The sequence below is a fragment of the Thauera sp. 63 genome (genome assembly GCF_000310165.2).
GTDB lineage: Bacteria > Pseudomonadota > Gammaproteobacteria > Burkholderiales > Rhodocyclaceae > Thauera > Thauera humireducens.
In genome coordinates, this window is the sequence record NZ_AMXC01000002.1 from 338,932 (window position 1) to 364,995 (window position 26,064).

Consider the following 26,064-nt stretch of genomic DNA (forward strand, 5'->3'; position numbering starts at 1 on the left):
CGGGGCAGGGCTTGCACGTCGGGGCCTTGTCGCGCGGCGGGGCTCAGCGGCGCTGCATGATCGTCTCGGCGATGAGGATGATCACCGAGACGATGTTGGCGAACAGCGCGCCGCCTGAGAGCGAGACGATCCTCGACACCATCTCGGGACTCAGTCCCGAAGCCGAGACGTGTGCGGCATAACCCCACACCATGGCGGCTGCGATCAACTGCAGGTCGGCCACCAGGCTCGTCGAGAGGTGCACTGCGCCGATCTGCGTGCGGTCGCCGAACTTGAGCACGGTTGCGATCAGGCTGACGACCAGGGCGGCGAACAGCTCATACACATCGTGGTGTGCCGGGTTGTCGATGTCGCCGACGAAGAAGCCGAAGTTCAGCGTGGCGGCAAGGACGATGAAGAAACCGAAGATGACTTTTTCGAGGTTCATGGCCTGGGTGTGCTCGGCGTGCAGCGCGGATGGGCGGTCGATGTTCGGATTATGCGCGTGCCCACAGCGCTTGCGTCAGCCGTGGATGATGCCGTCGACGTAGTACCAGCGGCCGTCCTGCAGCAGGAAGCGGCTGGTCTCGTGGAGGCGGTGGGCGCGGCCGCCGACACGGTAGCGCGCGACGAACTCCACCTCCGCGGCGGGCGGTTCGCGACCGGCGATGGTGGCCGTTCGGCGGACCTCGAGCCCGATCCATTTCGGACGGGGCTCCTCGTCGAGCTCGAGGTTCGCCGGGCGCGTGTCCGGGTGCCAGGTGGCGAGCAGGTAGTCGCCGCGCTGCAGCACGAACGCCGTGTAGCGCGAGCGCATCAGTGTTCTTGCGTCGCCGGCGGGCGTCTGGCCAGCGATGATCGGTCCGCAACAGGCTTCGAGGGGGTGGCCGGAGCCGCAGGGGCAGGATGAGGCGGGCTTCATGAGGTTCGGGTGGGTGAGATGGGGTACGGGCACGTTGCCCGCACAAGGTGCGATGGTTCGTGCGCAGTATGCTTCCGGTCACATCCCGAAACGATACGCGCATGTGACGAACCTGCACGCTGCAGGAGTAGAATTCAAAAGATTTTTTGCACCCGCTTCCTTCGCGCGGGTGTTGCACTGCACCGCAAGTCTTATAAAAGACATATAATTCTTTCCGATTCGCGCGGGCGATCCCCGTGCGGAGCCCTGAACACCGCCACGAAAAGTGAGGAAGTCGCCGTGCTTGAAGCCTACCGTGCCCATGTCGCCGAACGTGCCGCCCTCGGCATCCCGCCGCTGCCGCTGAGCAAGCAGCAGGTCACCGAGCTGGTCGCTCTGCTGAAGAACCCCCCCGCTGGCGAGGAGGCTTTCCTCGTCGAGTTGCTGACCTATCGCGTGCCCGCCGGCGTGGACGACGCCGCCAAGGTCAAGGCCGAGTTCCTGGCCAAGGTCGCCAAGGGCGAAGAAGCCTGTGCCCTGGTGTCGCGCGCCAAGGCCACCGAGCTGCTCGGCACCATGCTGGGCGGCTTCAACATCAAGCCGATGATCGACCTGCTCGCCGACGCCGAAGTCGGTGCGGTCGCGGCCGAGGGCCTGAAGAAGACCCTGCTGATGTTCGACTACTTCCACGATGTCAAGGAACTGGCCGCTGCCGGCAACGCCAACGCCAAGGCCGTCATGCAGTCGTGGGCCGACGCCGAGTGGTTCACCAGCCGCCCGGAAGTCCCGGCTTCGCAGAAGCTGACCGTGTTCAAGGTCACCGGCGAGACCAACACCGACGACCTGTCGCCCGCGCCGGACGCCTGGTCGCGCCCCGACATCCCGCTGCACGCGCTGGCCATGCTCAAGAACCCGCGTCCGGGCATCGAGCCGGAAGAGGCCGGCGTGCGCGGCCCGGTCAAGTTCCTCGAAGACCTGCGTGCGAAGGGCAACCTGGTCGCCTACGTCGGTGACGTGGTCGGTACCGGTTCGTCGCGCAAGTCCGCCACCAACTCGGTGCTGTGGTTCACCGGCGAAGACATCCCCTTCGTCCCGAACAAGCGCTTCGGCGGCGTGTGCCTGGGCTCCAAGATCGCCCCGATCTTCTTCAACACCATGGAAGACGCCGGCGCGCTGCCGATCGAGATCGACGCCGGTCAGATGGACATGGGCGACGAGATCGAGCTCAAGGTCGATCACGCCTCCGGCAAGGTCACCGCGCTCAAGAACGGCGCCGTGATCGCCGAATCGCAGCTCAAGACCCTGGTGATCCTCGACGAAGTGCGCGCCGGTGGCCGCATCCCGCTGATCATTGGCCGTGGCCTCACCACCAAGGCGCGCGAAGCGCTGGGCCTGCCGCCCTCGACCCTGTTCCGCCTGCCGCAGGCGCCCGCCGACTCCGGCAAGGGCTTCTCGCTGGCGCAGAAGATGGTCGGCCGCGCCTGCGGCATGCCGGAAGGCCAGGGCATCCGTCCGGGCACCTACTGCGAGCCCAAGATGACCACCGTCGGCTCGCAGGACACCACCGGCCCGATGACCCGTGACGAACTGAAAGACCTCGCCTGCCTCGGCTTCTCCGCCGATCTGGTGATGCAGTCCTTCTGCCACACCGCCGCCTACCCGAAGCTGGTCGACGTCAAGATGCACCGCGAGCTGCCGAGCTTCATCAGCACCCGCGGCGGCGTGTCCCTGCGTCCGGGCGACGGCGTCATCCACTCCTGGCTCAACCGCCTGCTGCTGCCCGATACCGTCGGCACCGGCGGCGACAGCCATACCCGCTTCCCGATCGGCATCTCCTTCCCGGCCGGCTCCGGCCTGGTGGCCTTTGCCGCCGCGACCGGCGTCATGCCGCTCGACATGCCGGAATCGGTGCTGGTGCGCTTCAAGGGCACGATGCAGCCGGGCGTCACCCTGCGCGATCTGGTCAACGCCATTCCGCTGTATGCGATCAAGGCCGGCCTGCTGACCGTCGAGAAGAAGGGCAAGAAGAACGTCTTCTCCGGCCGCATCCTCGAGATCGAAGGCTTGCCGGACCTGAAGGTCGAACAGGCTTTCGAGCTCACCGACGCCTCGGCCGAGCGCTCCGCCGCCGGCTGCACGGTCCACCTCAACAAGGCGCCGATCGTCGAGTACATGAACTCGAACATCACGCTGATGAAGTGGATGATCGCCAACGGCTACGAAGACAAGCGCACCCTGGGCCGCCGCATCAAGGCCATGGAAGAGTGGATCGCCAACGGCGAACTGCTGAAGGGCGATGCCGACGCCGAGTACGCTGCGGTGATCGAGATCGACCTCGCCGACATCAAGGAGCCGATCGTTGCCTGCCCGAACGATCCGGACGACGTGAAGCTGCTGTCCGAAGTCGCCGGCGACAAGATCGACGAAGTCTTCATCGGCTCGTGCATGACCAACATCGGTCACTTCCGCGCCGCGGGCAAGGTGCTGGACGGCAAGTCCGACATCCCGACCCGCCTGTGGATCGCCCCGCCCACCAAGATGGACGCGATGATCCTCAACGAGGAAGGCTACTACGGCGTGCTCGGCAAGTCCGGCGCCCGCATGGAGATGCCGGGCTGCTCGCTGTGCATGGGCAACCAGGCGCAGATCCGCAAGGGCAGTACCGCGATGTCGACCTCGACGCGCAACTTCCCGAACCGCCTCGGCATCGACACCCGCGTCTATCTGGGTTCCGCCGAGCTGGCTGCGGTGTGCGCGCTGATGGGCAAGATCCCGACCGTGGCCGAGTACATGGCGCAGGTGGAAGTGGTGAACAAGAAGGCCGCCGACATCTACCGCTACATGAACTTCGACCAGATCGAGGAGTTCCGCAGTGTGGCGGACACCGTGACGGTCTGATCCCGGCCTGATCGGTCCGGCTCGACCGGACCCCGACGACGCCCCCGGCGCGCATCGTGCGCCCGGGGGCGTCGTCTTTTCTGCACCCACCGAACCCGATTGAGCGGTGCCACGGGCGCCGGTCACGGCTGGACGTGAGGCCATCGTTTATCATTCGGAAAAAATGACGACGCCCCTCCGCGGGCGCCCACGATCCCTTGCTCTCCAAGCTCCTGCTCCATCACCGTCGCACCGATGCGGTGCTTCCTCTCCCGCGTAGTGCCCTGTGGCGCGCCGTTGCCGGCTGGATGGCCATCCTGCTCTGCCTGGGCGTGTATTGGTCCGAGTTGAGCCAGACGCACCAGTCCCAGCTCGACGAGGTCGAGGCCAATGTCAGGTTGCGTGCGGAGCAGACGGTGCACGCACTGGCGCTGCAGGTCAGCACCATGATCGAGAAGCTGGATTACCTGACGCTGCAGCTTGGGGAAAGCTGGCTGACCGAGGACGAGCGGACGTTCCGCCGCACCGTCGCCGTCGCGCAGGGGGCCTTGCCCGCGGGCGCCGTGGTGCAGGTCGCAATCGCAGACGAACGCGGAGAGATCCTCTTTTCCAGCCTCGTGCCCGCGGGCGCCACCGCCGCGGCGACGAAAGTCTCGATCGCGGACCGGCCGCATTTCGCGGTGCACCTCAACCGCGTCGAGCCGGCCTTGCACATCAGTCATCCGGTCCTCGGACGCATATCGGGCCAATGGACCGTGCAGCTGTCGCGGCCCGTGCTCCGCGATGGGCAGATCAGGGGGGTGATCGTCGTCTCGGTGTCGGCGGAACACCTGTCGCAGGCCCTGCGCGAGATCTTCCCCGACCCGGCGGATGTCGCCTTGCTGTTGCGTGAGGACGGCGCCTACATCGCGCGTTCGCATCTGCTCGAGGGCGTGCTGGGAAAGAAGGTGCCGGACGACCGTAGCTTCCTGCAGGACCGCGCGATACGGCACGGCTTCTACGACGTCGTCGCACCCGTCGACGGCGTGGAGCGCTATTACGCATGGCGCCGGGTGCCGGACCGGCCGCTCGTCGTCAGCCTCGGTCTCAGCAAGTCGGCGGCGATGGCGACGGTGCGCGATTCGGTGCGGAGCAGCGGACTGTACAACCTCCTCACCACTGCGGCGCTGCTGCTCGCGGCGCTGTGGATCACGCGGTTGTTCCTGCTGAAGAGCCGTCAGACCGCAGCCTTGGCGGAAGCCCGGGAGCGACTCGACTTCGCCCTCCAGGGGGGCGGACTCGGTGCCTGGGACTGGAACTGCGTGACCGGCGAGAACCGCTGTAACGCACAGTGGGCGAAGATACTCGGCTATGCGCCCGGCGAGGCCGCGCCCAATTTCGCGACCTGGGACACCAACATCCACCCCGGCGACCGCGATCGGGTGCATGCGGCGCTCGATGCTCACCTGCGAGGCGAGACCCGTCAGTACCACGCTACCTACCGCATGCTGCGCCGCGACGGCGAGACGATCTGGGTGCTCGACCGCGGGCGGGTGGTGGCAAGAGATGAGAGCGGGATGCCCTTGCGCGCCGCCGGTACCCTGGCGGACATCACCGAGCGCCACGCCGTCGAGCTTGCGCTGGATGCCGAACGGCTGCGGCTGACCACGCTGCTGCAACGCTTCCCCGGGGGCGTGCTGATGGAAGATGCGACGGGAAGGGTGACGATCGTCAATCGCGGCATGTGCGAACTGCTGGGCCTCGGCGACGATCCGGATGCGCTGCAGGGCCTGACGCACGAGGCGCTGTGTGCCCGGATCGGACCGCAGCGGGCCGCCTGGCTGCACGTTCCCGATGCCCGCCGCGACGGCGAGCGCCGGCGCTCGGTCGAGCTCACCGATGGCGACGGTCGTACTTTCGAAATCGACTGGGTGCCGATCATGCGCGACGACGCCCAGCTCGGGCGAGTCTGGCTGGTGCGCGACGTATCCGACCGCAAGCAGCGGGAGACGATGCTGGCGACGCTGGCCTCGACCGATGCGCTGACCGCGTTGCCCAACCGGCGCAGCTTCATGAGCAGCCTGGAGGCGGCGACCGCGGCGCTGCGCAGCAACCCCGGGCGCCAGGGGGTGCTGCTGATGATCGACATCGACTATTTCAAGCGCGTCAACGACACCTACGGCCATGCTGCGGGGGACCGGGTGCTGTGCCATGTCGCCAGCCTCATCCGCAATGGGCTGCGCCAGCAGGACGTGGCCGCCCGGCTGGGCGGGGAGGAGTTCTCGGCGCTGCTTCTCGCCGTGGGACTGGAGGATGCCCGCCTGCTCGCCGATCGGCTGCGCGCCCGCATCGCGGAATCGTCGGCGGAGATTGGCGAGGGGGGCGAGGGCGGGGACGGCGTGACGGTCACCGTCAGCATCGGTCTCTCTGCGCTCAGTTCGGCCGGCGCCGAAGCGGTGCTGAAACAGGCCGATCACGCCCTCTACGCGGCCAAGGCCGGCGGCCGCAACCAGGTCCGGGTGTATGCCGGCGAACAGACTTGACACACTGATGCTCAACACATGACTACCGCTCGCCTTCCTTCACGCATCGTCTGCCTGACCACCGAGACGGTCGAGGTCCTCTACGCCCTCGGCGAGGAGGACCGCATTGCCGGCATCAGCGGCTACACCGTGATTCCGCCCCGCGCGCGCAAGGAGAAACCGAAGGTGTTCGCGTTCTCCAGCGGTGACCTGGAGAAGATCCTCGCGGTCGAACCGGATCTGGTGCTGGGCTTTTCGGACATGCAGGCCGACGTGGCGCGTGACCTCATCAAGGCCGGCGTGACGGTGCATGTGTTCAACCAGCGCAGCATCGACGGCATCCTGGCCATGATCGAGACGATCGGCCGCCTGGTCGGCGCCGCGCAGCGTGCGCTGGCCCTGGTGGCGGAACTGGAGGCGACGATGGATGCGGTGCGCGCGCGGGCCGCTGCGCTGCCGCGGCGGCCGCGGGTGTATTTCGAGGAGTGGGACGAGCCGCCGATCAGTGCGGTGGGCTGGGTGTCGGAGCTGATCGCGATCGCCGGCGGCGAGGACGTGTTTGCCGAGCGTGCGCGTCATCCGGGTGCAGCGCAGCGCATTCTCGCCGATCCGCTGGAAGCGGCGCGGCGGGCGCCGGACATCGTCATCGGTTCATGGTGCGGCAAGCGCTTCCGGCCGGAACGGGTCGCTGCGCGGGCGGGGTGGGAAAGCGTCCCCGCCGTGCGCGACGGCGAGTTGCACGAGGTGAAGTCGGCGCTGATCCTGGCGCCGGGGCCGGTGGCGATTCGCGAGGGGCTGCCGGCGCTGGCGGAGATCTTCGCGCGCTGGGCGGCGCGTCAACCCGCGTCCTGAGCGCTCGCGCCGGCAGCCGGGCGCGTCAGCTGGCGGTCCCCGCGAGCCCCCAGGCGTCGGCGACCAGCGCGAACGACTTCAGTCGGGCTGCGTGTTCGAAGATCTGCGCCGTCAGGATCAGCTCATCGGCGCCGGTTTGCGCGATCAGCGCCTGCAGCTGGCTGCGTACTGTGGTCGGCGCGCCGACCGCCGAGCAGGCGAGCGATTCGTCCGCGAAGGCGAGTTCGGCCGCCGTCCAGTCGGTTTCGACGAAGGCCTCGGGCGGTGGCAGCTGGCCGCGCACGCCACGGGCCATGGCGGCAAAGCGCAGTCGCAGCGAGCCCATCAGGTGCTGTGCTTCGGCGTCGCTGTCGGCGGCGATGGCGTTGGCGGCGACCGCGACGTAGGGCCGATCGAGGGCTTCGGATGGCTGGAAACGGCTGCGGTAGAGCTCGATGGCGCGGTCGAGGAAACGCGGCGCGAAATGGGACGCGAAGGCGAAGGGCAGGCCGAGATGGGCAGCGAGTTCCGCGCTGTAGAGGCTGGAGCCGAGCAGCCAGATCGGCACCGGCAATCCGGCACCGGGCACGGCCTGCACCGCCTGGTTCTGCTGCACCGGCCTGAAGTAGGACTGCAGCTCGATCACGTCCTGCGGGAAGCTGTCGTCGCTGCCCATGCGGTTGCGGCGCAGCGCGCGGGCGGTGAGCTGATCGGTGCCGGGCGCGCGCCCCAGTCCGAGATCGATGCGACCGGGAAACAGGGATTCGAGGGTGCCGAACTGCTCGGCGATCACCAGCGGGGCGTGATTGGGCAGCATGATGCCGCCTGCGCCGACGCGGATGCGTTGGGTCGCGCCGGCCACGTGGCCGATGACGACTGCGGTGGCCGCGCTGGCGATGCCAGTCATGTTGTGATGCTCCGCGAGCCAGTAGCGGGTGTAGCCGCTACGGTCGGCGAGCTGGGCCAGTTCGCGCGTGTTGCGCAGCGCGTCGGCCGGCGTGCTGCCGGCGGTGATGGGCGCCAGGTCGAGGATCGAGAGCGGAACGGAGGTCGGGGGCGGTGTGGGCATGGGCGAGGACCTGCAGGAGTCTTGCTAGAATCGCGGCCCCCGATTACGCCACAGGCCGCCCATGCATGCAAAGCCGATCGACGTCGTGATCCTGACCGAGGATCGCTACGTCCGCCCCGACCTCGACGACTGGTACCAGGCCCAGATCGCGCGCGAGGAGGGCCTCGTCGCGGCCGCGCTCGAGGCGTATGGCCTTCGGGTGGAGCGCCGGGCCTGGTCCGATGGCGACATGGACTGGACGCAATGTCGCGGCGTACTGTTCCGCTCGACCTGGGACTACTTCGACCGCTTCACCGAATTCGCGCCGTGGCTCGAGCGCGTTTCGGGCGAGACACGACTCTTCAACGACGCGCCCCTGATCCGCTGGAACGTGGACAAGCACTATCTCGCCGAGCTCGCTGCGCGAGGCGTGCCGATCGTGCCGACCCGCTTCGTCGAGCGGGGAGATGCCGTATCGCTGGCTGCGATCATGGAGGCCGAGGGCTGGGACGAGATCGTGTTCAAGCCCGCGGTTTCGGGCGCTGCGCGCCTCACGTTCCGCGCGAACCGGGCCTCGCTGGCGCAGCACGAGCCCGTGTTCGCACGCTGCGTGGCCGACGAGGCGATGATGGTGCAGCGTTTCGAACCGGCGATCGTGAATGAGGGCGAACTGTCATTGATCGTCATCGCCGGCCGCGCGACGCATGCGATCCGCAAGACGGCGCGCGCGGGCGACTTTCGCGTGCAGGACGACCATGGCGGTACCGTGCACCCGCATGCGCCGGATGCGGCGCAGTGCGCCTTTGCCGAGGCGGCGGTGGCGGCATGCCCGGCGCTGCCGCTGTATGCGCGCGTGGATTTCGTTCGCGCACAAGCCGGCGGCTACCGCTTGATGGAACTCGAACTGGTCGAGCCCGAGCTGTTCTTTCGCTTCCACCCTCCGGCCGCCGACGCCCTTGCGCAGGAGCTGGCGGAAAAGCTGCGTTGAATCAATGGTTTTTGCGCATTGCAACATGGTCCGCTGTGGTGAAATCCGCAAGCAGCCCGGCGGGTACAGCGGTTAGAATGCCGCGATAAACAAAGATGAAGGACTCCACATGATTCGACGCACACTTATGCTCGCCGCGCTGGCCCTGGCCGCCCAGGGCGCGATGGCAAAGGACTGGAGCACCATCCGTTTCGCGACCGAAGGGGCGTACCCCCCGTTCAACACGGTCGATACCAGCGGCGCGGTCCAGGGCCTGGACGTGGATATCGCCAACGCCCTGTGCGAGGAGATGAAGGCCAAGTGCGTGTGGGTCAAGCAGGAGTGGGACGGCATGATTCCCGCGCTGCTGAGCCGCAAGTTCGACGCGATCTCGGCCTCGATGTCGATCACCGAGGAGCGCAAGAAGCGCGTCGACTTCACCGACAAGTATTACGCGACCCCGCTCGCGCTGGTGGCGAAGAAGGGCAGTAGCCTGCTGCCCGAGCTGAACCTGATCAAGGGCAAACGCATCGGTGTGCAGCGTGGCACCGTAGCCGACAGCTTCGCGACCCGTTTCTGGGCCGAGCAAGGCGTGACGATCGTGCGCTATGCACGCCAGGAAGAGGCCTACCTCGACCTCTCCGCCGGCCGTATCGACGCGGCCTGGGCGGACGCACTGGTCGCCGACGGTGGTTTCCTGAAACAGCCTGCGGGTGCCGACTACGAGTTCGCCGGTGGCCTTTACCACGGCCGCAACGCGGACGAGAAGGGCGTGATCGGCGAAGGCGTGGGCATCGCGCTGCGCAAGCAGGATGCCGAGCTCAAGGACAAGCTCAACAAGGCGCTGGCGGCGATCCGCGCCAATGGCAAGTACGACGAGATCCGCAAGAAGTACTTCGACTACGACATCTACGGCGAGTGATTCCGAGGCTGCGCGCGGGCGTGAGGATGCGCCCGCGGCGCTTCGCATCCGAACCGGCGGCCTGACGGCCGCCTTCATGTTTCTGCTTTCTGTCCGCGGCCATCGTGCGTCCGGGACAGGGCTTCTGCGATGCTCCACGGCTACCTTCCTTCCCTTCTCGATGGCGCCTGGGTGACGCTGCGCGTGGCGGTGTTCTCGCTGCTGCTCGCGCTCGCGCTCGTGCTCGGGCTGATCGGCGCTTCGTCGCGACTGTCGCCCAATCCGCTGCTGCGCCTGCCCGCGACGCTCTACACCACGGTGGTCCGCGGCATTCCCGACCTCGTCATGATGTTGCTGATCTTCTACGGCGGGCAGGTCGGCATCAACCTCGTCACCGACGCCCTCGGCCTCGAGTATGTCGACGTCAATCCATTCGTCGCCGGCATCCTGACGCTGGGCTTCATCTTCGGCGCCTACTTCACCGAGACCTTCCGCGGTGCCTTCATGGCCGTGCCCGCGGGGCAGCTCGAGGCCGGGCGCGCTTACGGCATGAGCCGCTGGCAGGTCTTCCATCGCGTGCTGTTCCCGCAGATGCTGCGGTACGCGCTGCCCGGCCTGGGCAACAACTGGCAGGTCATGCAGAAGAGCACTGCGCTCGTGTCCATCATCGGCCTGTCCGACATCACCTGGCTGGCCGACCAGGCCGGGCGGACGACTCATGAACCCTTCCTGTTCTACGGAGTGGTGTGCGTGTTCTACCTGCTGATGACGGCGGTGTCCGGGCTGCTGTTCCGCTGGCTCGAGCGACGCTACTCGGTGGGTATGCGGAGGGCGGCGGCATGATCGAATGGAGTCTGTTCGCCGAGAGCTGGCCGGCGTATGCGGGCGGCCTGTGGCTGACGTTGAAGCTCACCGTCCTGTCGCTGGCGGCCGGCCTGGTACTCGCGATCCCGCTGGCGGTGCTGCGCGTGTCGCCTTCGCGCTGGGTCTCGGGCCCGGTGTGGGCCTACAGCTATTTCTTCCGCGGCACGCCGATGCTGGTCCAACTGCTGCTGATGTACTACGGCCTCGGCCAGTTCGAGTGGATACAAGCGCAGTGGGACGCCGGCAACGCTTTCTGGCTGGTGTTTCGCGACCCCTACGGCTGTGCGCTGATCACCTTCGCGCTCAACACCGGCGCCTACACCACCGAGATCATCGCCGGCGCCTTGCGCGCCATGCCGCATGGCGAGATCGAGGCCGCGCGCGCCTGTGGCATGAGCCGCTACACCATGCTGCGCCGCATCCTGCTGCCGGGTGCGCTGCGCCGCGCCCTGCCGGCCTACAGCAACGAGATCATCTTCATGCTGCATGGCACGGCAATCGCATCGACGGTCACCCTGGTCGATCTCACCGGTGCCGCGCGCAATGCGTATTCACAGTTCTTCGCGCCGTTCGAGGCCTTCATCTTCGCCGGCCTGATCTACCTCTGCATCACCTTCGCGCTGGTCGGCCTGTTCCGCGTTGCCGAGCGGCGCTGGCTCGCCCACCTGCGGCCGCGCACCACGACGCGCAAGGCCGCCTGAGCGCGCTTCGAGGAAACCTCTCATGACCCAACTTACCGTCCAGGATCTGCACAAGCGCTACGGCGACCACGAGGTGCTCAAGGGCGTCTCGCTGTCGGCCGAGGCTGGCGACGTCATCACCATGATCGGTTCGTCCGGCTCGGGCAAGAGCACCTTCCTGCGCTGCATCAACTTCCTCGAGCAGCCCGACGCCGGCCGCATCCAGGTGGCGGGCGAGGAGATCCGTCTGGTGCCCGGCAAGGACGGCCACCTGCGCGTGGCCGACGCCAAGCAGTTGCAGCGGCTGCGCACGCGGCTGGCGATGGTGTTCCAGCATTTCAACCTGTGGGCGCACATGACGGTGCTGGAGAACGTGATCGAGGCGCCGGTGCATGTATTGGGCGTGTCTAGGCGCGAGGCGACGGAGCGTGCGATGGCCTACCTGGACAAGGTCGGGATCACCCGCTTCAAGGACAGCTATCCGGCGCACCTGTCGGGCGGCCAGCAGCAGCGCGTGGCGATTGCCCGCGCACTGGCGATGGAGCCGGCGGTGCTGCTGTTCGACGAGCCGACTTCGGCACTCGACCCCGAGCTGGTCGGCGAGGTGCTGAAGGTGATGCGCGGGCTGGCCGAGGAGGGGCGCACGATGGTGGTCGTGACGCACGAGATGGGCTTTGCGCGTGAGGTCTCGAGCAAGGTGATGTTCCTGCATCAGGGACTCGTCGAGGAGTACGGCCCGCCGGCAGAGGTGTTCGGCAACACGCGCAGCGAGCGCTTGAAGCAGTTCCTTTCCGGCAACCTCAAATAGATTGCAGTCTGGCTGCGGCGCAACTGGGTACAGCGCGCTTCAATCCCGGTTGGAGGCGGCCGGCAGCCGGCGCAGCCGCAGTGCGACCGCGGCGGTCAGCAGCAGGCAGGCGCCGAGCAGGGCGGTGAGCCCACTCCAGTGTCCGGCGCTCCAGGCCATGCCCGCAAGGCTGCCGATCACGCTGGCGCCCAGGTAATAGCTCGACAGATACAAGGCCGACGCAAGCGCCCGCCGTTCGCCGGCACGGCGTCCCACCCATCCGCTCGCCAGTGCGTGTGCGGCGAAGAAGCCGAAGGTGAAGATGCCGACCCCGGCGATGATCAGCCACAGCGGCGAGGCCAGCGTCAGGGCCAGGCCGGAGCCCATCACCGTCACCATGACCCACAGGGTGTTGCGCCGCCCGTAGCGTTCGGCGAGACGCCCGCTGAGCGCCGAGGCCCAGGTGCCGACCAGATACAGCAGGAAGATCGCGCCGATCGCGGTCTGGCCCAGCGTGTAGGGCGCTTCGAGCAGGCGGAACCCCAGGAAGTTGTAGAGGCCGACGAAGGCGCCCATGCCGAGGAATGCGGTCAGGAAGAGCCAGGGCAGCCCCGCGTCGCGATAGATGGCGAGCGTGTCGCCGACGATGCGTGCCGGCGTGGCGGCCCGGGGGCGGAAGTGGCGCGAGGCCGGCAGGCCGCGCCAGAAGACGAAGGCGGCAAGCAGGCCCAGCAGGCCGATCACGCCGAGCGCGATCCGCCACGAGGCGACATCCGTGAGCAGGGCGGCGATGAAGCGCCCGCTCATGCCGCCGAGCGCGTTGCCGGCGATGTAGAGACCCATGGCGCGCGCCTGCGCGTTGGCAGCGAACTCCTCGCCGATGTACGCCATCGCTGCCGCCGGCAGGCCGGCAATCACGGCGCCGAGCAGCGCGCGCAGCACCAGCAAGGTAGCGAAGTCCGGAGCGGCGGCGGTCGCGAGGGCGAGGACGGCTGCCATGGCCAGCGCGATCTTCATAACCGGCTGGCGGCCGAGCCGGTCGGCGAGGACGCTGCCCGGGATCAGCATCAGGGCCAGCCCGGCGGCGGTGGCCGAGACGGTCAGGCTGGCACTGGCCGCGCTCACGCCGAAGTCGTCCGCCAGCAGGGGCAGCAGGGGCTGCGTGCTGTACACCATCGCGAACGTGGCGAAGCCGCCGACGAACATCGCGAGGTTGGCGTTCCGGTAGGCGAGCGTGCCGGCCTCGAGCTGGGTCGAAGCGGGGGCGGTGTCGGCGGTCGGGGATGAAGCGGCAGTGTGCGCCATGCGGATGGGCCGGGGGTGCGGGTTGGCGATGTCGTGATGCTAGGTTGTCGCGACGCTGCGGGTCCAATATATTCGAACGCTGTGATTGATATCGAAGAGATATGAATGGAGCTGCGACATCTGCGCTACTTCGTGGCCGTTGCCGAAGAACTGAACTTCACCCGTGCCGCGGCGCGCCTCCACATCGGGCAGCCGCCGTTGTCGATTCAGATCCGGGCGCTGGAAGAGGAGATTGGCGCCCGGCTGTTCGACCGGAACCAGCGCCGGGTGAGCCTGACGCTGGCGGGCGAACGGCTGCTGCTGCATGCGCGCGGGGTGCTGTCTGCGGTCGAGGCGGCCGTGATCGACACGCAGCGCGCGGCGCGCGGGGAGCTGGGAGAGCTTCGCGTCGGCTTCACGTCCTCGCTGCCGTTCACCGATCTGCTGCCCGATGCGTTGCAGGCCTATCGCCGGCGCTATCCGGGTGTCCGGCTCCAGTTGCGCGAGATGTTCACCCCGCGCCAGTTCGAGGCGATCGCCGGTGGCGAGCTCGATGTCGGCTTCGTGCGCCTTCAGACCGACGCCGCGCCGCGTGGGATCGTGGTGCGCGAGATCGCGCGCAATCCGCTGCGACTCGTGGTGAATGCCTCACACCGGCTGGCGGGTGCCGCGTCGGTGTCCTTCCGCGACCTGGTGGATGAGGACTTCGTCAGCTTTCCGCCGGATCTCGGCACCGATCTGCCCGAGGTGCTGCGCCGGCTGTGCCTGGAGGCCGGTTTCGAGCCGCGCATCGTGCAGACCGCGCGCGAGGCAACGACGCAGATCGGGCTGGTCGCGGCAGGGCTGGGCGTCGCCCTGCTGCCCGCGCCGCTCGAATCGGTGCGCATGCCGCGTGTGCGCTACGTGCCGCTGCAGGAGGCGGATGCGCAGTTCCGCATGGCGATCGCGGTGGCTGCGCAGTCGACGTCGCCCCTCGTGGCCGGGTTTCTGGAAAGCGTCGAGCGGATCCGCGACGGCGCTGCGTGAGCTCGCCGCGGGGGGGAACTCAGTGGGCGAAGAAGCGTTGCCGCGCCTCGTCTGGCAGTTCCATGCCGGTGTGGCGGGCGCGCTGCAGCAACTCCCAGTAGTAGCGATAGGAGGCGCGGTCGTGCAGGCGACCCTTGTGCTGGATGGGTCCCCAGGCGGTGTCCTGCGCGGCGATCAGGATCTCGGCGGCTTCCGCCACTTCCGAGAAGTCGGGCTGCATCGCAGCGATGATCGGCAGGATTTGGTTCGGATGGATGCTCCACATGCGCAGGTAGCCGAACTCGCGCCGCGCGCGCTCGGCGTCATGGCGAATCACGGCGACGTCCTGCAACTCGGTGGTGACGTTGTGCGAGGGCACCACGCCGTTGGCGAGCGCGGCGGCGGCGATGTCGGTCTTGGCGCGCACGATCAGCGGATGCTCGAACTGCCCGGGACTCTTCATGGCGCTACCGGGAATCGCGCCGTGGTGGCCGGAGACGAAGTCCATCAGGCCGAAGTCGAGCGACTCGACCCCGTCGAGCGCGGCAATCTCCCAGGCCTCGCGCAGCGCGCCGTGGGTCTCGATCAGCACGTGAACCGGCAGCGAGCGCCCGGTGGCGAAGGCGGCCTCGATCCGGCGCAGTTCGGCGATCTGGGTCGCCGCGTCGGCGCAGGAGCGCACCTTCGGCAGCGTGACGAAGGCGAGCCGCTTGCCGCCGCCGCCGACGAGGATCTCGAGGTCCTGCACCCAGTGCGGATGCGTGATGTCGTGGATGCGAGCGCCCACACGGCCGAAATGGTTCTCCGCGCCATTGACGATGTCGACCACCATGCGCGCGTGTTCGGCCTCGGCGCCCGCCCGGGCGCCGTCCTCGCAGTCGCAGGTGATGTCGAACACCGGGCCGAGTTCCTGCTGCAGCTTGAGCGCCTTCAGCATCAGTTTCTCGGCGCCCGCATAGTGGTCGACCGCGGGCAGGGCGGGGAAGGGCTTTTCGCCGGCGAACAGGACATCGGCAGGGTGCAGGTGCATGAGGGATTCCTTGATGGGCACCGCAGGTGGCGGGGCAGGAAACAAAAAAGCCACGGGATTTTACCCCCGTGGCCTCTCGCGAAGGCGGCTCGACGCCGCGCTTGCGTCGCTTACTTCAGCATTTCGGCAACGGCCGCGCGCTCTTCCTCGAGTTCCTTCAGGGTGTTGGCGATCTTGCCCTTGGAGTACTCGTCGATTTCCAGACCCTGGATGATCTTGAACTCGCCGTTCTTGCATTCGCACGGGAAGCCGAACACCACGCCTTCGGGGATGCCGTAGGAGCCGTCGGAGGGCACGCCCATGGTGACCCAGTCGTCGGAGCCGAGGGCCCAGTCGCGCATGTGGTCGATGGCAGCGTTGGCGGCCGAGGCGGCCGAGGACAGGCCGCGAGCCTCGATGATGGCGGCGCCGCGCTTGCCGACGGTCGGCAGGAACACGTCGTTGTTCCAGGCGTGGTCGTTGATCAGCGCCTTGACCGAGTCACCGTTCGAGGTGCAGAAGCGGTAGTCGGCGTACATCGAGGGCGAGTGGTTGCCCCACACGACCATCTTCTTCAGGCTCGACACCGGGCGGCCGGCTTTCTGGGCCAGCTGCGTCAGGGCGCGGTTGTGGTCCAGGCGCAGCATGCCGTGGTAGTTGGCCGGGTTGGTGCGGCCCACCTTGATGGCGGCAGCGCGGGCGATGTAGGCGTTGGTGTTGCAGGGGTTGCCCACGACCAGCACCTTGACGTTCTCGTTGGCGTTCTCGGCGATTGCCTTGCCCTGAACGGTGAAGATGGCGCCGTTGGCGGTCAGCAGGTCGGCACGCTCCATGCCGGGGCCGCGCGGACGGGCACCGACCAGCAGGCAGTAGTCGGCGTCCTTGAAGGCGACGTTCGGGTCATCGGTGGCGACCATGCCGGCCAGCAGCGGGAAGGCGCAGTCGTCCAGTTCCATCATCACGCCCTTAACCGCCTTCTGGGCCTGGGGCAGATCGAGCAGCTGCAGGATCACGGGCTGGTCCTTGCCCAGCATTTCGCCACTGGCGATGCGGAACAGCAGGCTGTAGCCGATCTGGCCGGCTGCGCCGGTGACTGCAACGCGGACGGGGGCTTTGCTCATGTGGATACTCCCTCTAAAGAAGTCGGTCGGTGATGTCGGTATCGAGAATTCGACGCTCGGGTGCGCGCTGTGGAACCGGCGGCGAATTCCACCGTTTCCTGACTCGTGGCACGTGCATCTCGGGCGCGGAGATACTAAGATCATTCAGGTACGGTGTCAAATCATGGCTTATATCTTATATAAGATATAAGACACTGCGTGGACGATTCCGGATTTTTGTGATCAAATGGCGCGCATGTCACAGGAAGCCCCCACTTTCAGCCCGCTCTACCGGCAGATCAAGGCCTTGATTCTTCAGGCGCTTGAGTCCGGCGAGTGGCGTCCTGGTCAGGCGATTCCGAGCGAACAGGAACTGGCGAGCCGCTTCAGCGTTTCGCAGGGAACCGTTCGCAAGGCGATCGACGAGATGGCCGCTGAGAACCTGCTTGTGCGCAAGCAGGGCAAGGGCACTTATGTGGCCTCGCACAACGATCCGAGAGCCTTGTTCCGCTTCCTTCGCCTCGTACCGATGGATGGAGACCTGTCCCATCCGCAGAGCGTGCCGCTCGACTGCTGGCGGGCAAAGGCGGGGCAGGAGGCGTCGCGCATGCTCGGGATCGAGCTTGGCGCGCCCATCATCATCGTTCGGCGTCTGCTCAAGTTTGCCAACAAGCCGGTGGTCATCGACGAGATCTATCTTTCGGGCGAGATCTTCCAGGGCTTGACCGCCGAAGTCCTGCAGGGCTGGAGTGGGTCGCTGTACAGCCTGTTCGAGACCCGCTTCGGGCTGCGGATGATCCGCGCGCAGGAGCGCATCCGCGCCGTGGCCGCCGACCGCAACGCGAGCGAGGCGCTCAAGGTGGCGGAAGGCACGCCGCTGCTGTCGGTCGAGCGCGTCACCTACACCTACGGCGACAAGCCGGTGGAGTGGCGCCGCGGGCTGTATTCGACGGCCGAGCACTTTTATCTGAACGAGTTGAGTTGACGTAATGGTGCGCTGCGAGACGGCGCTATAATTACGAATTACGTATAACGCCGTACGTAATTTTGAAAGTCCGCGGCGAATCTTTCGTCGTGCATGCAGAGGGGAGTCTTCATGTCAGATGTGACTGTGCGCAAACCGAGGCCGAAGCACCTGGCCTTGAACCAGATCCGGCTGCCGCTGCCGGGTATCGTGTCGATCCTTCACCGGATCAGCGGGGCAGGCCTGTTCCTGTTGCTGCCCTTCCTGTTGTTCCTGCTCGATCGCAGCCTTGGCTCGCCCGAGACCTTCGAGACCTTCAGCGCGGTGGTCGGCCATCCGCTGGTCAAGCTGCTTCTCATCGGTCTGCTGTGGGCCTACCTGCACCACTTCTGTGCCGGCATCCGCTTCCTGCTGCTCGACATGCATAAGGGGCTGGAGCTCGAAGCGGCTCGCAACTCCTCGCGCATCGTTCTGGTCGTGAGCATCGTGCTTACCGTCATCATCGGGGTGAAACTATGGTGAAGCGTCAACCTGTCGGCGCGCACTACGGTCTGAAGGACTGGATTGCGCAGCGTGCCACTGCGGTCTTCATGGCCATCTATACGATCATCTTCGCGGTCTGTGCGCTGGCGCTGCCGGAGTTCAGCTACGAAGCCTGGTCCGGGCTGTTCTCCGCCGGCCTGTTCCGGTTCCTGAGCTTCCTGTTCTTCCTGTCGCTGTTCTACCACGCCTGGATCGGCGTGCGTGACATCTGGATGGACTACGTCAAGCCGAGCGGTGTGCGCCTGGCGCTGCACCTCGTCACTCTCTTCCTGCTCGTCGGCTACGCCGGCTGGGCGGCCCAGATTCTTTGGAGGCTGTAAGCGTGAACGTCGCAAAGCGTACCTTTGATGCGGTCATCGTCGGCGCGGGCGGTGCTGGCCTGCGTGCGGCCCTGCAACTGTCCGAATCCGGTCTCAAGACCGCAGTGCTGACCAAGGTCTTCCCGACGCGTTCGCATACCGTCGCAGCCCAGGGTGGCGTCGCCGCCTCGCTCGGCAACTCGACCGAGGATAACTGGCACTGGCACATGTACGACACCGTGAAGGGGTCGGACTGGCTGGGTGACCAGGATGCCATCGAGTTCATGTGCAAGAAGGCGAACGAAGTCGTCGTCGAGCTGGAACACTACGGCATGCCTTTCGACCGCACCGACAATGGCAAGATCTATCAGCGCCCGTTCGGTGGTCACTCGATGAACTACGGCCAGGCGCCGGTGATGCGCTCCTGTGCGGCTGCCGACCGTACCGGTCACGCCATGCTGCATGCGCTCTATCAGCGCAACGTTCGCGCGAACACGCAGTTCTTCGTCGAATGGATGGCGCTGGACCTGATCCGCAACGCCGATGGCGACGTGCTCGGTGTGACCGCGATGGAGATGGAGACCGGCGAGGTCTCGATCTTCCACGCCAAGGCCACCATCTTCGCGACCGGCGGCGCCGGCCGTATCTACTACTCCTCGACCAACGCCTTCATCAACACCGGGGACGGCGTGGGCATGGCGGCGCGTGCCGGCATTCCGCTGGAAGACATGGAGTTCTGGCAGTTCCACCCGACTGGCGTGGCCGGTGCGGGCGTGCTGATCACCGAAGGTGTCCGTGGCGAAGGCGGCATCCTGCGCAACGCCTCGGGCGAGCGTTTCATGGAGCGCTACGCGCCGAACCTGAAGGATCTGGCCTCGCGCGACGTCGTCTCGCGCGCGATGACCACCGAGATCAACGAGGGTCGCGGTGCCGGTCCGGACAAGGATCACGTGCTGCTGGATATCACCCACCTGTCGCCCGACACGATCATGAAGCGCCTGCCGGGCATTCGCGAGATCGCGATCCAGTTCGCCGGCGTCGATCCGATCAAGGCGCCGATCCCGGTCGTGCCGACCTGCCACTATCAGATGGGCGGTATTCCGACCAACTACAAGGGCCAGGTCGTGGTGCCGAAGGACGGCAATCCGAACACGCCGGTCCAGGGTTTCTACGCCGCTGGCGAATGCGCCTGCGCCTCGGTCCACGGCGCGAACCGCCTCGGCACGAACTCGCTGCTCGACCTGCTGGTGTTCGGCAAGTCGGCGGGTGAGACCGTGGTCGAGGACTTCAAGTCGGGTCAGCTGACCCTCAAGCCGCTGCCCGAGAACGCGGCCGATGTCTCCCTGGCTCGCCTCGCGCGCCTGGAGTCGCAGACCAACGGCGAGAGCGTGTTCGACGTCGGCATGGAAATGCGCCGCACGATGCAGAAGCATGCCGGCGTGTTCCGCTTCGACCAGCTGTTGAAGGAAGGCGTGCAGAAGATCGGCGAGGTGGCCGAGCGTGCCAAGCGCACCGAGATCAAGGACAAGTCCAAGGTCTGGAACGTGGCTCGCATGGAAGCGCTGGAACTGGACAACCTGATCGAAGTCGCCCGCGCCACGATGGTGTCGGCCGAGGCCCGCAAGGAGTCGCGTGGTGCTCACGTGCGCGACGACGCGCCGGATACGCCGGAGAATCCGAACGGTCGCGACGACGCCAACTGGCTCAAGCACACCCTGTGGTACAGCGAAGGCAACCGTCTGGATTACAAGCCGGTCAACCTGAAGCCGCTGTCCGACGACGTCGAGCCGATCGCGCTCGCCAAGCGCACTTATTGATCAGCGTGATGAGCGCACGGGAGAAACACACATGACCAAGCGTACCGTTCAATTCAAGATCTACCGCTACGATCCGGACAAGGACGAGAAGCCCTACATGCAGGACATCTCGGTCGAGCTCGAGGCCTCCGACAAGAAGCTGCTCGATGCGATTGTCCGCCTGCGCGCCAAGGACGATTCGCTGTCCTTCCGCCGCTCATGCCGCGAAGGCGTGTGCGGTTCGGACGCGATGAACATCAACGGCAAGAACGGTCTGGCCTGCCTGACCGACATCGACAGCCTGCAGCAGCCGATCACGCTGCGCCCGCTGCCGGGCCTGCCGGTCATCCGCGACCTGATCGTCGACATGACGCAGTTCTTCAAGCAGTACCACTCGATCAAGCCCTATCTGGTCAACAACGACCCGACCCCCGAGCGCGAGCGCCTGCAGTCGCCGGAAGACCGCGAGGAGCTGAACGGCCTGTACGAGTGCATCCTGTGCGCGTGCTGCTCGACGTCCTGCCCGTCGTTCTGGTGGAACCCGGACAAGTTCGTTGGCCCGGCCGGTCTGCTTGCCGCATACCGCTTCCTGGCCGACACGCGCGACCAGGATACGAACGCGCGCCTCGACAACCTCGAGGACCCGTACCGTCTGTTCCGTTGCCACTCCATCATGAACTGCGTCGACGTCTGTCCGAAGGGTCTGAACCCGACCCGCGCGATCGGCAAGATCAAGGACATGATGGTTCGGCGTGCGGTATAAGGGCGAGACAGACCTATGAGCATCAACAGGGGGCGTGTGCGCTGGCAGTGCCGCAGGGCTTTGCTGGAGCTTGATCTCGTGTTCACGCGCTTCCTCGAGCGGCATTTCGATCGTCTCACCGACGATCAGCTGGCGGATCTGGATGACCTGCTGCGCTGCGACGACTACGACATCTGGGCGATGGTCAATGGCAGCAAGGCGTGCGAGGTGGACCGCTGGAAGGAGATGGTCGACCTGCTGCGTCAGACTTGACGCGGCAGGTACGGCTGCAACACGACAAGCAGTTAAACCGGCAAGTAGAAGGGACGATCTATGAGCACTGAACGCACGGCAACGCTAACCGTCGATGGCAAGACCGTCGAATTCCCGGTGATGACCGGCACCCATGGTCAGGATGTGATCGACATCCGTACCCTGGGCGGCAAGACTGGTCTGTTCACCTACGATTCGGGCTTCCTGTCAACTGCGAGCTGCAAGTCGAAAATCACCTTCATCGACGGCGACAAGGGCGAGCTGCTCTATCGCGGTTATCCGATCGAGCAGCTGGCCGAGAAGTGCAACTTCCTCGAGGTCGCCTATCTGCTCAAGAATGGCGAACTGCCCAATCAGTCGCAGAAGGTCGAGTTCGAGGATCTGATCAAGCGGCATTCGATGCTGCACGACCAGATCACGAAGTTCTACTCGGGCTTCCGTCGCGACGCACATCCGATGGCAGTCATGGTCGGCGTCGTGGGTGCCCTGTCGGCCTTCTACCACGAGGCGATGGATTTCTCCGACGCCGAGCACCGCAGCGTGTCGATCAACCGCCTGATCGCCAAGCTGCCGACCATCGTTGCGATGGCCTACAAGTACAACAAGGGCGAGCCCTTCATGTACCCGCGCAACGATCTCGACTACACCGCCAACTTCATGCACATGATGTTCGGCACCCCGTGCGAGAAGTACGAGCCGAACCCGGTGCTGGTGCGTGCGCTGGACGTGATCTTCACGCTGCATGCCGACCACGAGCAGAACGCCTCGACCTCGACCGTCCGCCTGGCTGGTTCGTCGGGTGCCAATCCCTTCGCTTGCATTTCGGCGGGTATCGCCTGCCTGTGGGGGCCGGCGCACGGCGGTGCGAACGAAGCCTGCCTGAACATGCTCGAGGAAATCGGCGACGTGTCGCGTGTCGGCGAATACATCAAGCGTGCCAAGGACAAGAACGACAGCTTCAAGCTGATGGGCTTCGGCCACCGCGTGTACAAGAACTTCGATCCGCGCGCCAAGCTGATGGGCAAGGTGTGCGCCGACGTGCTGGGCGAACTGGGCCTCGAGAATGACCGCCTGTTCAAGCTCGCCAAGGAACTCGAGCGCATCGCGCTGGAAGACGAGTACTTCGTGGAGAAGAAGCTCTACCCGAACGTCGACTTCTACTCAGGCATCGTCCAGAAGGCCCTGGGTATCCCGACCTCCATGTTCACCTGCATCTTCGCGCTGGCGCGCACGGTGGGCTGGATCACCCAGTGGGAAGAAATGATCACCGATCCGGAATACAAGATCGGCCGTCCGCGTCAGCTCTATATCGGTGCTGCGCGACGCGACGTTCCGGCGATGGAACAACGTCCGTAAGAGACGATGGAGAGGGGAGGGAGTTTCCGCCGACTCTGACGAAAACGGGGTGGCTGCGCCTGCGCGGTCATCCCGTTTTTCCTTAAGGGATCGGATCCAGGTTTCTCCGACCACCGTAATACCCGTAAGCAGGGCAACAGAAAACACAGGTGGCTTTCATCATGATGAAGCAACTCGAACAGACATCGCACTTGTTCGGCGCGAACGCGCCGTTCATTGAAGAGCAATACGAGAATTACCTCGCCGATCCGGCCTCGGTGTCGGAAGAATGGCGTGCCTATTTCGACCAGCTGCAGAACCAGGCGGGTGCCGCCGCGCGCGATGTCGCGCACGGTCCGGTCATCGCCGCCTTCGAGCAGATGGCCAAGCGCGGACCGGTCCGTACCGTCGTCTCCGGCGGCGGCGAGGACAAGCAGCAGGTTTCGGTGCTGCAGCTGATCAACGCCTATCGTTTCCTCGGTAACCGCTGGGCCAATCTCGACCCCCTGAAGCGCACCGAGCGTCCGCAGATCGCCGAGCTCGAGCCGTCCTACTACGGCTTCACCGAGGCCGATCTGTCGAAGAGCTTCAACGTCGGCTCCTTCCACGGCTTCTCGACCGAGCATGCCAGCCTGCGCGAGATCCTCGAGGCGCTGCGCCAGACCTACTGCGGCTCGATCGGCGCCGAGTACATGTACATGACCGACATCGGTCAGAAGCGCTGGATCCAGAGCCGCCTCGAGAGCGTGCGTGGCACGCCCAAGTTCTCGGCGGAGATGAAGAAGCGCATCCTCGAACGCACCACCGCAGCCGAGACCCTCGAGCGCTACCTGCACACCAAGTACGTCGGCCAGAAGCGCTTCTCGCTCGAAGGCGGCGAATCGGCCATCGTGGCGATGGACGAACTGATCCGCGTCGGCGGCAGCCTCGGCGTGAGTGAGACGGTGATCGGCATGGCCCACCGCGGCCGCCTCAACGTGCTGGTCAACACGCTGGGCAAGTCGCCGTCGATGCTCTTCTCCGAGTTCGAAGGCAAGGCCGCGGCCGACCTGAGCGCCGGCGACGTGAAGTACCACATGGGCTTCTCGAGCGACGTGATGACCCCGGGCGGTCCGATGCACCTGACCCTCGCGTTCAACCCCTCGCACCTCGAGATCATCAACCCCGTGGTCGCCGGTTCGGTGTATGCGCGCCAGGTGCGTCGCAAGGATGCGGGCAAGTCCCAGGTGTTGCCGGTGCTCATCCACGGCGATGCGGCGGTCGCCGGCCAGGGCGTCAACCAGGAAATGCTGAACTTCTCGCAGACTCGCGGCTACGGCACGGGCGGCTCGGTTCACATCGTCATCAACAACCAGATCGGCTTCACCACATCCGATCCGCGCGACTACCGCTCATCGCTGTACTGCACCGACATCTTCAAGATGGTCGAGGCGCCGATCTTCCACGTGAATGGCGACGACCCCGAGGCGGTTGCCTTCGTCACGGCGCTGGCCGTCGAGTTCCGCCAGGAATTCAAGAAGGACGTCGTCATCGATATCGTCTGCTTCCGCAAGCTCGGTCACAACGAGCAGGACGAGCCGATGGTCACGCAGCCGCTGATGTACCGCAAGGTGCAGCAGCATCCGGGCACGCGCAAGCTCTACGCCGACCGTCTGGTGGTGGAAGGCACCCTGAAGTCCGACGAGCCCGAGAAGATGATCGCGGACTACCGCGAGCACCTCGACCGCGGCGAACTGCTCTACAACCCGGTGCTGTCGGGCCACAACCGCCAGTACGCGGCTGACTGGACGCCGTACCTGAAGAAGTCCTACACCGACGAGTGCGATACCACGGTGCCGGTGCAGGAGGTCAAGCGCCTCGCCGGACGCCTGACCGATATCCCCGCGACCTTCGCGCTGCATTCGCGCGTCAAGAAGATCATCGAGGACCGCGCTGCGATGGGCCGCGGCGAACTGCCGCTGGACTGGGGCATGGGCGAGAACCTCGCCTACGCCAGCCTGCTTGCGCAGGGCTACGCGGTGCGCATCTCGGGCGAGGACGTGGGCCGTGGCACCTTCTTCCACCGTCACGCGGTGCTGCACGACCAGAAGCGCGAGCGCTGGGACGAGGGCAGCTACAAGCCGCTGGAACACATCCAGGATGGCCAGGCCGGCTTCCAGCTCTTCGACTCCGTGCTGTCCGAGGAGGCCGTGCTGGCCTTCGAGTACGGCTACTCGACCACCGAACCCGACGAACTCGTGGTCTGGGAGGCGCAGTTCGGCGACTTCGTGAACGGTGCCCAGGTCGTGATCGACCAGTTCATCAGTTCCGGCGAGGCCAAGTGGGGCCGCCTGTCGGGCCTGGTGATGATGCTGCCGCACGGCTACGAGGGCCAGGGTCCGGAGCACTCTTCGGCCCGTCCGGAGCGCTTCATGAACATGGCGGCAGAGAACAACTGGCAGATCTGCGTGCCGACCACGCCGGCCCAGATCTTCCACCTGCTGCGCCGCCAGATGATCCGCAAGCTGCGCAAGCCGCTGATCATCATCACGCCGAAGTCGCTGCTGCGTCACAAGGAGGCGATCTCGACCATCGACGAACTGGCGAACGGCCGCTTCCAGACCGTGATCCCGGAAGTCGAGAAGCTGGATCCGAAGAAGGTCAAGCGCGTGGTCCTGTGCCAGGGCAAGATCTACTACGAGCTGCTGGCCCACCGCCGCGAGAACAAGATCACCGACACCGCGCTGGTCCGCGTCGAGCAGCTCTATCCCTTCCCGGCGGACGACTTCGCCAAGGCGATCGAGCAGTTCCCGAACGCCAAGGAAGTGGTCTGGTGCCAGGAAGAGCCGCGCAACCAGGGTGCGTGGTACTGGCTCGCGTCGCGCCAGCACCTGGTCAACGTGCTCGGCACCAAGCGCAAGCTCCTGCTGGTCAGCCGTCCCGCAGCCGCGTCGCCGGCCGTGGGTTACTACGCCAAGCACAACCAGCAGCAGAAGGCCGTGATCGAACACGCTTTCGGTCCGATCCAGGAAACCACGCCGCAGTCCCCGAACTGACAGAACAACCAGGGAGAGAACTCCATGCTGATCGAAGTCAAAGTACCGCAGCTGTCCGAATCCGTCTCCGAAGCCACGCTGGTCGCGTGGCACAAGAAGGAAGGCGACGCCGTCTCGCGCGACGAGAATCTCATCGACATCGAGACCGACAAGGTCGTGCTCGAGACGCCGGCGCCTGCCGACGGCGTGCTGGTCAAGATCATCAAGGCCAACGGTGACACCGTGACCTCGGGTGAGCTGATCGCGCAGATCGACACCGAAGCCAAGGCCGCGGGCGCCTCGGCACCGGTGGCCGCGCCGGTGCAGGCCGTGACCCCGCCGCCGGCCGCTTCGGCCGCCGGCG

24 protein-coding genes are annotated in these 26,064 nt (G+C 66.0%); 18 read left to right on the plus strand and 6 right to left on the minus strand.

The features are described from left to right. Positions 1-43: 43 nt before the first annotated feature. Positions 44-427 carry a DUF6394 family protein gene (locus tag C664_RS03735; protein WP_004253464.1) on the minus strand — a complete coding sequence of 128 codons (384 nt, stop codon included), beginning with the start codon at positions 425-427 and terminating at the stop codon, positions 44-46. 75 nt (positions 428-502) lie between these two features. Beyond that, complete coding sequence (locus C664_RS03740; protein WP_038010782.1) at positions 503-901, minus strand: YchJ family protein; 399 nt, start codon at positions 899-901, stop codon at positions 503-505. Between the two features lie 279 nt (positions 902-1,180). On the opposite strand from C664_RS03740, the gene acnB reads away from it, so the two are divergent. The 3 genes from acnB to C664_RS03755 all read left to right on the plus strand — a co-directional run bounded on the left by acnB (position 1,181) and on the right by C664_RS03755 (position 7,110). Next, entirely contained in the window at positions 1,181-3,778 is a 2,598-nt protein-coding gene (acnB, locus tag C664_RS03745; RefSeq protein WP_004253469.1) for a bifunctional aconitate hydratase 2/2-methylisocitrate dehydratase, read from the plus strand. A 197-nt stretch (positions 3,779-3,975) separates the two neighbouring features. After that, the gene (locus C664_RS03750; RefSeq protein WP_004253473.1) at positions 3,976-6,279 is read left to right on the plus strand and encodes a diguanylate cyclase; all 2,304 of its coding nucleotides are present in this window, start codon (positions 3,976-3,978) and stop codon (positions 6,277-6,279) included. An 18-nt stretch (positions 6,280-6,297) separates the two neighbouring features. Continuing rightward, positions 6,298-7,110, plus strand: a complete 813-nt coding sequence (locus C664_RS03755; protein ID WP_004253475.1) for an ABC transporter substrate-binding protein — start codon at positions 6,298-6,300, stop codon at positions 7,108-7,110. 25 nt (positions 7,111-7,135) lie between these two features. Here the strand turns inward: C664_RS03755 and C664_RS03760 are convergent, their stop codons facing one another. Beyond that, a complete protein-coding gene (locus tag C664_RS03760; protein WP_004253478.1) occupies positions 7,136-8,158 on the minus strand; it encodes an LLM class flavin-dependent oxidoreductase in 1,023 nt (340 codons plus the stop codon). A gap of 61 nt (positions 8,159-8,219) precedes the next feature. On the opposite strand from C664_RS03760, the gene C664_RS03765 reads away from it, so the two are divergent. The 5 genes from C664_RS03765 (at position 8,220) to C664_RS03785 (ending at position 12,357) form a co-directional block, all read left to right on the plus strand. Next, a complete protein-coding gene (locus C664_RS03765; protein WP_004253481.1) occupies positions 8,220-9,125 on the plus strand; it encodes an ATP-grasp domain-containing protein in 906 nt (301 codons plus the stop codon). 109 nt (positions 9,126-9,234) lie between these two features. Next, positions 9,235-10,026, plus strand: a complete 792-nt coding sequence (locus tag C664_RS03770) for an ABC transporter substrate-binding protein (protein ID WP_038010794.1) — start codon at positions 9,235-9,237, stop codon at positions 10,024-10,026. A gap of 129 nt (positions 10,027-10,155) precedes the next feature. Continuing rightward, complete coding sequence (locus C664_RS03775) at positions 10,156-10,848, plus strand: ABC transporter permease (RefSeq protein ID WP_004253486.1); 693 nt, start codon at positions 10,156-10,158, stop codon at positions 10,846-10,848. Further along, positions 10,845-11,570, plus strand: coding sequence for an ABC transporter permease (locus C664_RS03780; RefSeq protein WP_004253490.1), 726 nt, complete (start codon positions 10,845-10,847; stop codon positions 11,568-11,570). Before C664_RS03775 ends, C664_RS03780 begins: the two co-directional genes overlap by 4 nt. A 22-nt stretch (positions 11,571-11,592) precedes the next feature. Next, positions 11,593-12,357 (plus strand): ABC transporter ATP-binding protein, encoded by a 765-nt coding sequence (locus C664_RS03785; protein ID WP_004253493.1) that lies wholly within the window; start codon positions 11,593-11,595, stop codon positions 12,355-12,357. A 39-nt stretch (positions 12,358-12,396) separates the two neighbouring features. On the opposite strand, the gene C664_RS03790 is transcribed toward C664_RS03785, so the two are convergent. Further along, positions 12,397-13,542, minus strand: a complete 1,146-nt coding sequence (locus tag C664_RS03790) for an MFS transporter (protein WP_038010874.1) — start codon at positions 13,540-13,542, stop codon at positions 12,397-12,399. A gap of 204 nt (positions 13,543-13,746) precedes the next feature. On the opposite strand from C664_RS03790, the gene C664_RS03795 reads away from it, so the two are divergent. Then, positions 13,747-14,646 carry a LysR substrate-binding domain-containing protein gene (locus C664_RS03795; protein ID WP_004253498.1) on the plus strand — a complete coding sequence of 300 codons (900 nt, stop codon included), beginning with the start codon at positions 13,747-13,749 and terminating at the stop codon, positions 14,644-14,646. Positions 14,647-14,665: 19 nt separating this feature from the next. On the opposite strand, the gene C664_RS03800 is transcribed toward C664_RS03795, so the two are convergent. After that, a complete protein-coding gene (locus C664_RS03800; protein ID WP_004253501.1) occupies positions 14,666-15,655 on the minus strand; it encodes an HpcH/HpaI aldolase/citrate lyase family protein in 990 nt (329 codons plus the stop codon). A 110-nt stretch (positions 15,656-15,765) separates the two neighbouring features. Beyond that, positions 15,766-16,755, minus strand: coding sequence for a malate dehydrogenase (locus C664_RS03805; RefSeq protein ID WP_004253503.1), 990 nt, complete (start codon positions 16,753-16,755; stop codon positions 15,766-15,768). Positions 16,756-16,990: 235 nt separating this feature from the next. Here C664_RS03805 and C664_RS03810 point away from each other — a divergent pair, with 235 nt between their 5' ends. From C664_RS03810 to C664_RS03850, 9 genes are all read left to right on the plus strand, one after another. Continuing rightward, on the plus strand, positions 16,991-17,719 hold the full coding sequence (locus tag C664_RS03810; RefSeq protein ID WP_038010876.1) for a GntR family transcriptional regulator: 729 nt from the start codon (positions 16,991-16,993) through the stop codon (positions 17,717-17,719). Between the two features lie 111 nt (positions 17,720-17,830). After that, positions 17,831-18,220 (plus strand): succinate dehydrogenase, cytochrome b556 subunit, encoded by a 390-nt coding sequence (gene sdhC / locus C664_RS03815; protein WP_004253518.1) that lies wholly within the window; start codon positions 17,831-17,833, stop codon positions 18,218-18,220. Further along, positions 18,214-18,561, plus strand: a complete 348-nt coding sequence (sdhD, locus tag C664_RS03820) for a succinate dehydrogenase, hydrophobic membrane anchor protein (RefSeq protein WP_004253521.1) — start codon at positions 18,214-18,216, stop codon at positions 18,559-18,561. Before sdhC ends, sdhD begins: the two co-directional genes overlap by 7 nt. A 2-nt stretch (positions 18,562-18,563) precedes the next feature. After that, on the plus strand, positions 18,564-20,357 hold the full coding sequence (sdhA, locus tag C664_RS03825; RefSeq protein ID WP_004253524.1) for a succinate dehydrogenase flavoprotein subunit: 1,794 nt from the start codon (positions 18,564-18,566) through the stop codon (positions 20,355-20,357). 31 nt (positions 20,358-20,388) lie between these two features. Continuing rightward, positions 20,389-21,099 (plus strand): succinate dehydrogenase iron-sulfur subunit, encoded by a 711-nt coding sequence (locus tag C664_RS03830; RefSeq protein WP_004253526.1) that lies wholly within the window; start codon positions 20,389-20,391, stop codon positions 21,097-21,099. 15 nt (positions 21,100-21,114) lie between these two features. After that, positions 21,115-21,351 (plus strand): FAD assembly factor SdhE, encoded by a 237-nt coding sequence (locus tag C664_RS03835; RefSeq protein WP_004253529.1) that lies wholly within the window; start codon positions 21,115-21,117, stop codon positions 21,349-21,351. Positions 21,352-21,411: 60 nt separating this feature from the next. Next, the gene (gltA, locus tag C664_RS03840; protein WP_004253532.1) at positions 21,412-22,707 is read left to right on the plus strand and encodes a citrate synthase; all 1,296 of its coding nucleotides are present in this window, start codon (positions 21,412-21,414) and stop codon (positions 22,705-22,707) included. Between the two features lie 161 nt (positions 22,708-22,868). Further along, entirely contained in the window at positions 22,869-25,721 is a 2,853-nt protein-coding gene (locus tag C664_RS03845; RefSeq protein WP_038010878.1) for a 2-oxoglutarate dehydrogenase E1 component, read from the plus strand. A 24-nt stretch (positions 25,722-25,745) separates the two neighbouring features. Then, positions 25,746-26,064, plus strand: a 319-nt coding sequence (locus tag C664_RS03850; RefSeq protein ID WP_004253536.1) for a biotin/lipoyl-containing protein, incomplete at its 3' end; no start/stop codon positions are given.